This window comes from bacterium, assembly GCA_024224155.1.
Classification (GTDB): domain Bacteria; phylum Acidobacteriota; class Thermoanaerobaculia; order Multivoradales; family JAHEKO01; genus CALZIK01.
This window is the reverse complement of record JAAENP010000520.1, coordinates 47,307-56,186: the sequence shown is the minus strand read 5'-3', so window position 1 is coordinate 56,186 and position 8,880 is coordinate 47,307. Positions and strand designations below refer to the sequence as shown.

Annotated in this window: 6 protein-coding genes; 4 read left to right on the top strand and 2 right to left on the bottom strand. The window is 64.2% G+C overall.

The genetic code is table 11. The features are described 5' to 3' along the window. Positions 1-36 precede the first annotated feature (36 nt). A complete protein-coding gene (locus GY769_24700) occupies positions 37-297 on the top strand; it encodes a hypothetical protein (protein ID MCP4205122.1) in 261 nt (86 codons plus the stop codon). Here GY769_24700 and GY769_24695 read toward each other — a convergent pair. Beyond that, positions 294-2,168 (bottom strand): hypothetical protein, encoded by a 1,875-nt coding sequence (locus GY769_24695; protein ID MCP4205121.1) that lies wholly within the window; start codon positions 2,166-2,168, stop codon positions 294-296. The two genes, GY769_24700 and GY769_24695, sit on opposite strands and share 4 nt — an antisense overlap. A gap of 198 nt (positions 2,169-2,366) precedes the next feature. On the opposite strand from GY769_24695, the gene ade reads away from it, so the two are divergent. The 3 genes from ade (at position 2,367) to GY769_24680 (ending at position 7,393) form a co-directional block, all read left to right on the top strand. Then, the gene (gene ade, locus GY769_24690) at positions 2,367-4,073 is read left to right on the top strand and encodes an adenine deaminase (GenBank protein MCP4205120.1); all 1,707 of its coding nucleotides are present in this window, start codon (positions 2,367-2,369) and stop codon (positions 4,071-4,073) included. Between the two features lie 80 nt (positions 4,074-4,153). Continuing rightward, entirely contained in the window at positions 4,154-5,137 is a 984-nt protein-coding gene (locus tag GY769_24685; GenBank protein MCP4205119.1) for a ketoacyl-ACP synthase III, read from the top strand. A gap of 54 nt (positions 5,138-5,191) precedes the next feature. Continuing rightward, complete coding sequence (locus GY769_24680) at positions 5,192-7,393, top strand: PAS domain S-box protein (protein MCP4205118.1); 2,202 nt, start codon at positions 5,192-5,194, stop codon at positions 7,391-7,393. Between the two features lie 25 nt (positions 7,394-7,418). Here GY769_24680 and GY769_24675 read toward each other — a convergent pair whose 3' ends face one another. Further along, positions 7,419-8,810 carry an amidohydrolase family protein gene (locus GY769_24675; GenBank protein MCP4205117.1) on the bottom strand — a complete coding sequence of 464 codons (1,392 nt, stop codon included), beginning with the start codon at positions 8,808-8,810 and terminating at the stop codon, positions 7,419-7,421. Between the last annotated feature and the right edge of the window lie 70 nt (positions 8,811-8,880).

Sequence of the window (8,880 nt, the reverse complement as noted above, 5' to 3'; positions counted from 1 at the left end):
TGCTCCCCGTTTGTAGCCCGGAAGCACCGGCTACCGATGCTCAATGCGGTCCATGTCCCAGCGGGCGTCGACGATGCCGCGGTTCGTCGGGAGTTGCTGAACGGCTACAACATCGAGATCGGCGGCGGACTCGGAGAGCTGGCCGGGCGGATCTGGCGGATCGGCCTCATGGGCGAGTCATGCCGCCGCACTTCGGTCCTGTCGCTGCTTTCGAGCCTCGAGGAGATCCTGCACCGGAGCGACTCCTCGCGTGAAGTCGGTCGCGGGCTGGCCGCCGCCTTCGAAGCCTACTCCTAGGACAAAGTGATCTCGAGGTTGCGCCCTTTCGGCTCGACCGAAAGAATCGACACATCCGCACTCGCCAGGTCCGCGACCACGTGCAGCGAGCTGCCGCCATCCACCCGATGCAAGCCCGTCCTCAGCCTGAGAACGTGACGGTTGCCGATCGCGATCGCGTTCGGTGAATACGCAGTCTCGACTCCCTGGATCTTGATCACCACACGCGGAGCGCCTCCGCGGATGCGCACGGTCTCGACGCTGGCCTTCGAAAACTCGGTGTCCGAACGCACGGTTATGACCGTCGACTCGCCCACTTCGCGCCAGGTGATTCGCTCGACACGGCGCACCCCGCCTTCGTCCTGCAGTGGATCGAGTGCCGCCGGTCGTGGCTCGGGCCTGGAAGTGGCCGGCCGATCACCGGCCGCGGGAACACCCTCAACAACAGCCTCGGACGTCGGCAGCTCAACGGCACCTTCAACGGAGTCGACCGCAGCGCTCCCCTCGGAAGCGCTCGACTTGGCCTCGCCGGAGTCGTCGGCAGACGGAGCGACCGCCGGCACCGGCATGGCCTCGCCCGCGCGCACCATCTCCGACATTTCTGGGTCGTCGGCGCCTCCGCCCATGCCCAGGAAACCGCGAATCGTGTCGCCGAAATAGAATGCTCCCGCGCCAAGCAGTAGAAACGTGACCACAATAGCCGCTATCCGCCCGCCCGTGTTCCTCTCGGACCTGACGCTGGCCGATCCGGCATAGGTCACCGAGCTGGCCTCTTCGTCTGCCGGCGGATCGTACTGATGAACGCCCGACAGCTCCTCCGCAACCTGCGCGATCTCGCTGGGAAATCCTCCCGAGCCGTCGAGGTCCGTCTGCAGCGGTTCGGCGGTCCCCTCCCGGGAGACCTCGGCTAGATCTTCCTCGAGCGGAGCTTCGATCGGCGCGGTCGAATCGGCACCGTCGAGATCCTCGACGGCCTCGAGTGCCGCCTCGCCTTCCGCAATGCCTTCGGCGATCGACGGCAACTCGACCTGTTCCTGCAGTGGCCCCGGTTCCCCTACCTCCTGCTCGGCCGGTTCTCCGAGCACGAAGCCTTCGAGGTCTGCCGGCGGACTCTCCGGTCGCTCGGGTTCGGCTGCACCCGGTTCGTCCGCGCCGGCCTGGGCCTCGTCGGCCAGATCCGCTACCAGCCCGGACGGAATCGCGATGGTCTCCAGGCCGATCGGCTCCTCGAGACCGAACCCGATCTCGGGCGGGCCGTCATCCGTGTCGTCGAGCGCCTCTGGTCCGAGATCGCTCGGCTCGACTTCGTCGGGTGAAACGCTCTCGAATTCGAGCGGCGCTTCAGGTAGATCCTCGACTTGGGTCGCGAACAGGGCGTCGGCCTCGCTTGCTTGCAGCGTCTCGGCGGTGAGCCGCGGACCCGCCGACAGCTCATCCTGAGCCGCCGACTCCAACGCTTCCGCGTCTCCCCCCGCGTCGGGCGCGGGCATGGCCTCGAGGTCTGCAGCCGGCCCTCCGACTTCGAATAGCTTGCCACCATCGCGGACGTAGTTGCCCACCAGCCGGGAAATCAGCCGCTGGCTCGGCGCGTCGACGTCGTGAAAGCGGATAGCGGTTCCGGCGGCGCCGTCGGCTGCCTCCGCGGAGCCCAACCAGGCGACTTCACCCGAACCCTGTATCAGGCGGAAGTCGTCCTTGAGGCGCACCTCGAAATCGACCCGATCACCGACCGAGAACGCATTGCTCTCGGAGACATCCGCATTGCGGATGAAGATGCCTTCCTCCGAAATCATCGGCGAGTAGGCATCGATAAAGTCCCGAAAGCTCGGGAACTCAATTACCAGCAGGGCCGCAGAGCTACCCGGCGGGAACACTTGATTTCCTTCGTCCATTTGGCTACAACCTCGTGAGTCTTCGGCCGGCAGACGCCGACCTGATCCTCGGGCATTATACGGTCCTGTCAACTCGGATGTCCGGTGGTCCCGGTTCGGGAAGCCTGTCGGGCTCGATCTCGATCCCCGGCCCCTCGCCGAGCGACGGCAAGGCACCCGAGCCGGGTGTAGAATGCCCGCCCACACGAGGCCCTATCGGTGCGAATCTCAGAGATCATTCGTTACGCACGCGGCGAGGAACCGGCTGACCTTCTCTTCCGCAACGCTCGCCTCGTCAACGTATTGAGCGGCGAGATTCTCGAAACCAGCGTCGCCACGGCGCGATCACGGATCGTCGGGATCGGCGACGACTACGAGGCCAAGGACGTAGTGGACCTCGGCGGCGCGTATCTCGCGCCGGGCCTGATCGATGCCCACGTCCACATCGAAAGCAGCTTGGTGCCTCCGGCCGAGTACGCGGGCGCGGTCGTGCCGACCGGAACCACCACGGTCGTTACCGACCCCCATGAAATCGCAAACGTGCTCGGCCTAGACGGAATCCGTTTCATGTTCGAAAACGCCAAGCGCGGCCCACTCAGCATGTACGTGATGGCCTCCTCGTGCGTTCCGGCCACCGACATGGAGACCAACGGTGCCAACCTGCGCAGCTACGACCTGGCTTCGTTCAAGGCCGACCCCTGGGTCCTGGGCCTGGCCGAGGTGATGAACTTCCCCGGCGTCGTCATGGGCGATCCCGAAGTGATGGACAAGCTCGCCGGCTTCTCCGAGATGGTGATTGACGGCCACTGTCCGGGCTTGACGGGCAAAGAGCTCGCTGCCTATGTCGCCGCGGGATGTCAGTCCGACCACGAGTGCACCACGGTCGAGGAGGCTCGGGAGAAACTTCGATTGGGCTTGACGATCTTCATCCGAGAGGCCACGAACGCCCAAAACCTGAAGACTCTGCTGCCCTTGGTTACCGAGGCCAACCACCATCGGATCTGCTTCTGCACCGACGACCGCCAGCCCGCCGATCTGCTCGATCAGGGTCACATCGACTTCATGGTGCGCACGGCGGTCGAAGAGGGGATCGACCCGATCGCCGCGCTCCGAATGGCAACCTGGAACACGGCCGAGTACTTTCGGCTCCACGACCGCGGAGCAATCACCCCCGGCCGGCGCGCGGACTTCATCATTTTCGATGATCTCCAGGCCCCCCGTGCAATGGCGGTGTATCGAGGCGGAAGACTCGTGGCGCGAAACGGCGAAATGGTCGAGCCGGTCTCCTCCGACCCCGAATACCCGCTGCGCAGCACGATGAACGTCAATTGGGACAGGGTGGAGTTCGCCGTGCGGGCCCAGGGCGAGACCGCCCGGGTAATCGGCATCGTCCCGAACCAACTGGTCACCGAGTCGCTGGCCGAGAAACTCTCGATTCACGGAGGTTTCGCGCTCTCAGACCCCGGCCGCGACCTGCTCAAGATCGCGGTCATCGAGAGGCACCGATCCACGGGCTCGGTTGGCAAGGGCTTTGTGAAGGGAATGGGGCTTCGCGAAGGCGCGCTGGCGTCTTCGGTGGCACACGACCATCACAACATCGTGGTCGTCGGCGCGGACGACGGCTCGATGTGGTCCGCGGCCCGGCGAGTGGCGGAGCTCGGAGGCGGGATGGTCGTCGCCAACGGACAAAACATCCTCGCAGAAGTGCCTCTGCCCTACGCCGGACTGATGAGCGACCGACCGATCAGAGAGGTGAGAAGCCAACTCGACGAGGCGATCGGAGCGGCACACGACCTGGGATCCGAATTGCACGATCCATTCATGGCCATGAGTTTCTCGGCGCTCGAGGTGATTCCGCACCTGAAGTTGACCGATCAAGGCCTGGTCGACGTCGACGAGTTCAAGCTCGTGCCGCTCTGGGTGTGAGCCGCGGTCGATTCCGCGCGGAGGTGTGACCGCGCGCGGGGGTTTTTCGCAAAGCCCTTGTGGAATAGAGTGGCGACAGCATGAGGCCCATCGGCATTCTGGGCTTCGGCGCCTACGCGCCGAGCCGCGTGATGACCAATGAAGACTGGTCAGCCTATGTCGACACCTCCGACGAGTGGATCACCTCGCGCACCGGCATCAAGACCCGGAGAATCGCCGCGCCCGAGGAGACCACCGCCGACATGGCCGAGCAGGCGGCACTGGCCGCTCTCGCCGATGCGGGCGTCGCACCCGCCGAGATCGATGAGCTCATCGTCGCCACCGACACGCCCGAGGTCTACACGCCCGATACCGCGGCCTTTCTGCAGCACCGCCTGGGCCTCGAGGAGATCCCGGCCTACGATCTCGGAGGCAGTGGTTGTGCTGGTTTCGTCCTCGCCCTCGACCTGGCACGGAGCCGGATCACGACCGAGAACGGTACCGTCCTGGTCATCGGTGTCGAGCTGATCAGCAAGTTGATGGACTGGAGCGACCGCAGTACCTGCGTGCTGTTCGGAGACGGCGCCGGCGCGGCGGTGGTCGGCGCTCGCGAAGGGGCCGCGGAGATCCTCGCCTGTGTCGCAGGAACCGACGGCTCCCGGACCGATATCCTGCAACGGGAGGCCGGGGGCACCAAGAAACCTTTCTCCAGGGAGTTGGCCGAGTCCGGCGAGTTTCTCAAGGTCGATTTCAACGGTCGCGAAGTGTTCAAGGAAGCGGTGCGTCGCATGTCCACCTCCGCGCGAAGGGTCCTGGAAAAGGCCGGTCGGGAGCTCTCCGACGTAGACCTGGTCATCCCACACCAGGCCAATCAGCGAATCATCCAGGCAGTCGGCAAGGCCCTCAAGCTAGAGGCCGGCAAGGTGTTCTCCAATGTCGAGAGGTTCGGAAACACCGGCTCAGCGTCCGTCCCGCTCGCGCTGGTGGAAGCACGAGAGTGCGGAAGCCTCCACAGCGGCGATCTCGTGCTCATGACAGCTTTCGGAGCAGGATTTCATTGGGCCTCCGCCCTGATTCGATTCTGACCACCGAAGCGGGATCAAACACTGTCCCCCGTGCGACCTCCTCCGAGGCCTAGCGTGCATCCCCTGCTGAAACGACAGCTCAAAAAGTCGCTCGGGACACTCGATGAGCTCTCCCCCGAGCTCGAAGCCCTCCTGGAAGCCGTCAGCCAAACCTACGAGCAGGCCGATCTCGACCATGAGCTTCTCGAAAGAGCGCTCGAGATGACTTCGGAGGAACTGCTTGTCGCCAACGACGAGCTCCGAGCCCGGCACGCCGCGCTCGAGGCCGAGGTACACAGCCGCACGGCCGAGCTCGCCGACGCCAGCACCGAACTGCGAGTTGAAGTCGCAGAGAGAGCCGCCATCGAACAGGCGCTGCGGGAGAGCGATCAGCGCTACCGGGCGCTCGCAGAGCACTCGCCGACGGGCATTTTCCACTCCGACCCCCAGGGCAAAACCCTCTACGTCAACAAGGCCTGGAGCGACATCACCGGGCTGTCTCTGGAACAAGCCCTGGAGGACGGCTGGCGCGACGCGATTCATCCCGCGGATCGGGACTTCAAGGTCGCGGAGTGGAACGACGCCATAAAGAGGCAGCGCCCGCTCAGGGGGCGCGGGTACCGCGTGCTCAGACCCGACGGCAGCATTGTCTGGGTCGAAGGTTTCGCTGCGCCATTGCTCAACGATACCGGTGAGATTCTCGGTTACGTCGGATCGATCTACGACATCACATCGCAGAAGGAGTCCGAGGAGATCATCCGCGAGTCCGAAGAGAAGTACCGAACTCTCTTCGAGCAATCTCACGACGTCATCTACATCAGCACGGTTGACGGACGATTCATCGACATCAATCCGGCGGGCGTCGAGCTGTTCGGCTTCAAGTCGAGAGAACACCTACTCAACGCCGACCTCGGCCGCGATCTCTACGTCGATCCAGAGGAACGCAGACAACTGGTGCGACGGTTGATGGAAGAGGGGTCGGTTCATGCCGTCGAGCTGCACCTGAAGGCCCAGGACGACAGGCCGCTCACCGTCCTGGCATCGATCAACACCGTGCGGGATGCCAAGGGTGACGCTACCGCCTTTCGCGGCATCTTGCACGACATCACCGCAACCAAGCAGCTCGAGCGCGAGCTGAGGCAGAGCCAGAAAATGGAAGCGATCGGCCGGTTGGCGGGCGGGGTCGCGCACGATTTCAACAATCTGCTTACCGCGGTCATCGGGTACGCCGACCTGATCAGCATGACCCTGCCGGCGAGCTCTTCGCTGACCCGTCATGCCGAGGAGATCAAGGCCGTCTCGAAGCGCGGCGCGGCTCTCACCAACCAACTCCTCTCCTTCAGCCGGAGAAGAGCCTTAGCGCCAACGATCGTGTCCGTGAACCAAAGCGTCGCCGACATGAACGAGCTGCTCAGCCGGCTCATAGCCACAGACGTGGAGCTTGTCACGGAGCTCGAGGCGGAAGACGACTTCATCCGCGCCGATCCGACTCAGCTCGAGCAGATCATCATCAATCTGGTGATCAACGCTCGCGACGCGATGCCCGAGGGCGGCATCCTTCGCATCAGCACACGCAGCCTCGACTCGGAAAGGGTCCTCAACACCCGCCACGCGCTGTCGGGAAAGGGACCCTGGATCCGGCTTGCGGTCAGCGACACCGGAACTGGAATACCTGAGGAGATCCAAGATCAGATTTTCGAGCCGTTTTTCAGCACCAAGGACGACTCCAAGGGCACCGGACTCGGACTGTCCACCGTCTACGGAGCAGTTCAACAGAACGGCGGCTCGGTCTACTTCTCGAGCCAGCCCGGGTTGGGCACGACCTTCGAGATCTTCTTGCCCACCGTCGATGACCGGCCCGAAGTCATCGATGACGAGACCACTCCGATGGCCGACCTGCACGGCTCGGAAACCGTGCTCGTTGCCGAGGACGAACCGGCGGTTCGTTCGCTGCTCACCAACCTGCTGCTTCAACAGGGTTATCACGTGCTTGCGGCCGAGAACGGCGAGGAGGCGCTCGAGATAGCCCGGTCCTTCGACGGCACCATTGACCTCCTGATCTCGGACATCGTCATGCCCAAGCTCAACGGAATCGACCTGGCCCGTACGTTGCGCAAGGAACTGCCGCACGTCCGCATCGGGCTTCTCACCGGCTATTCCCAGAGCGAGACCGTCCTCGACTCGGTGTGTGATTTCTACCTGATCAAGCCGTTTGCCCCGAAGGTGCTGGCGCTGCGAGCCCGGCAGATTCTCGACCGCGCTCCCTCGCATTCCTGAGGGGACCCAGGCTCTCGAACGGCGCCTAGCGGAACCTCTCGGCAAGCTCGTCCAGGCGAGCCTGGAGCTCGGCGGCGCCGAGCCAGGTGCCGCGCACCATCGTTCCGGCACTCCGCTTGAGCCTGGAGATCTTCTTGAGCGGGTTCGCGTCGATCAGCAGCAGATCGGCCTGCTTACCGGTCTCGACCGAACCCGAGACATCCTCGAGACCCAGGAAGACCGCCGGGCTGTAGGTCGCGGCGCGAATCACTTCCCGCGGTGACAGTCCGGCCCGCACCAACAGCGCCATCTCGTCGTGAATCGAAAAGCCCAGCAGAACCAGGTCGGGGCCGCCGCCGTCGGTACCCACCAGAAGGCGATCCGTCGCCGCCAGCCGCTTCATCTCGCCCACGGCCGCGACATGAGAATCCAGAACCTTCTGAAAAACCGAAAGAGGGGCACCGGTGCCTCGGTTCGGATTGTCGTTCTCCCAGGCGCTCCTCAGTGAGGCCGGGAAGTAGCTCAGCAGCGGCGATGCGAGCTGCTGGGCGAACGTCTCATCATTGGCCGTCTTGGTGAACACGTCCTGGACCACCACCGTGGTGGCAAGCCAGGTCTCGCTCTCCGCCAGCGCCGCGACGTTGTCCGCGACTGCCGCGATCGCCACGTCGATCTCTGCGATCGATTGCGGGTCCTCGACCCAGAGCAGCTCTTCGACGTGGGCGAGCATTCGCGTGCCTTGATCGAGAGTCTCCGAGAACTCGATCCCGGGGCGTGCCGCGTGGCCGACGACGGGCACACCCAACTCGCGAGCGACCTCGTGAACCCTCCGATAGGTGGCCCGATCGATCGGTGTGTGGACCTTGATGGCTTCGTAGCCGGTGTCGACGTAACTGCGTACAGCGCTCTCGGCGCCCGCCGTTCCAGAGACCCGATCGTCCCGGATCGCTGGACTTGCGAAGAACAGGCGCGGCCCCAGCACTGCTCCACGCTCGAGCTGGCGCCGCCATGCAAACAACGAGTCGAAGCCCCACATCTCGTAAATCGAAGTCACGCCGTTGGCCAGCAGCAGCGTGTAAGCGTCTTCGACGGTCATGTTCTCGGGCAGGGTCTCCAGAAAACTCAAATGGACGTGCATGTCCGCGAGCCCGGGCAGAAGGTACTTCTTGCGACCGTCGATAACCGTGGCCCCCTCGGGTATCTCCACCTTCTTGGACTTTCCGACCGTGACGATCCGGCCGTCCTCGACAACGACGGTCTGCTTGCGCCGGAGCTTTTTCTGACCCGGGCGTGTCCCCACAACGTTGACTTTCTCGAAGACGATCGTGGCGGCCGGCTGCGGCGCTGCTGCCGGGGTTTCGGATCCCGGTGCGGCCTCCAGCCGGGCGCCGAGCGCCAGCGCCAGCAGGGTCCAGATGAGGGTCTGTCGTCCAGCCATGGCCTTGATACGGGGAACGGGGGGAAAGGATGCACCGGCAAGGGTATCTCCTCTACTACCTTCACGGGTA

Excerpts from the sequence above, each read along its gene's own strand:
- GY769_24700 (MCP4205122.1), top strand. The coding sequence starts at position 37 with ATGCTCAATGCGGTCCATGTCCCAGCGGGCGTCGACGATGCCGCGGTT.
- GY769_24685 (MCP4205119.1), top strand. The coding sequence starts at position 4,154 with ATGAGGCCCATCGGCATTCTGGGCTTCGGCGCCTACGCGCCGAGCCGC.
- GY769_24695 (MCP4205121.1), bottom strand. The coding sequence starts at position 2,168 with ATGGACGAAGGAAATCAAGTGTTCCCGCCGGGTAGCTCTGCGGCCCTG.
- GY769_24675 (MCP4205117.1), bottom strand. The coding sequence starts at position 8,810 with ATGGCTGGACGACAGACCCTCATCTGGACCCTGCTGGCGCTGGCGCTC.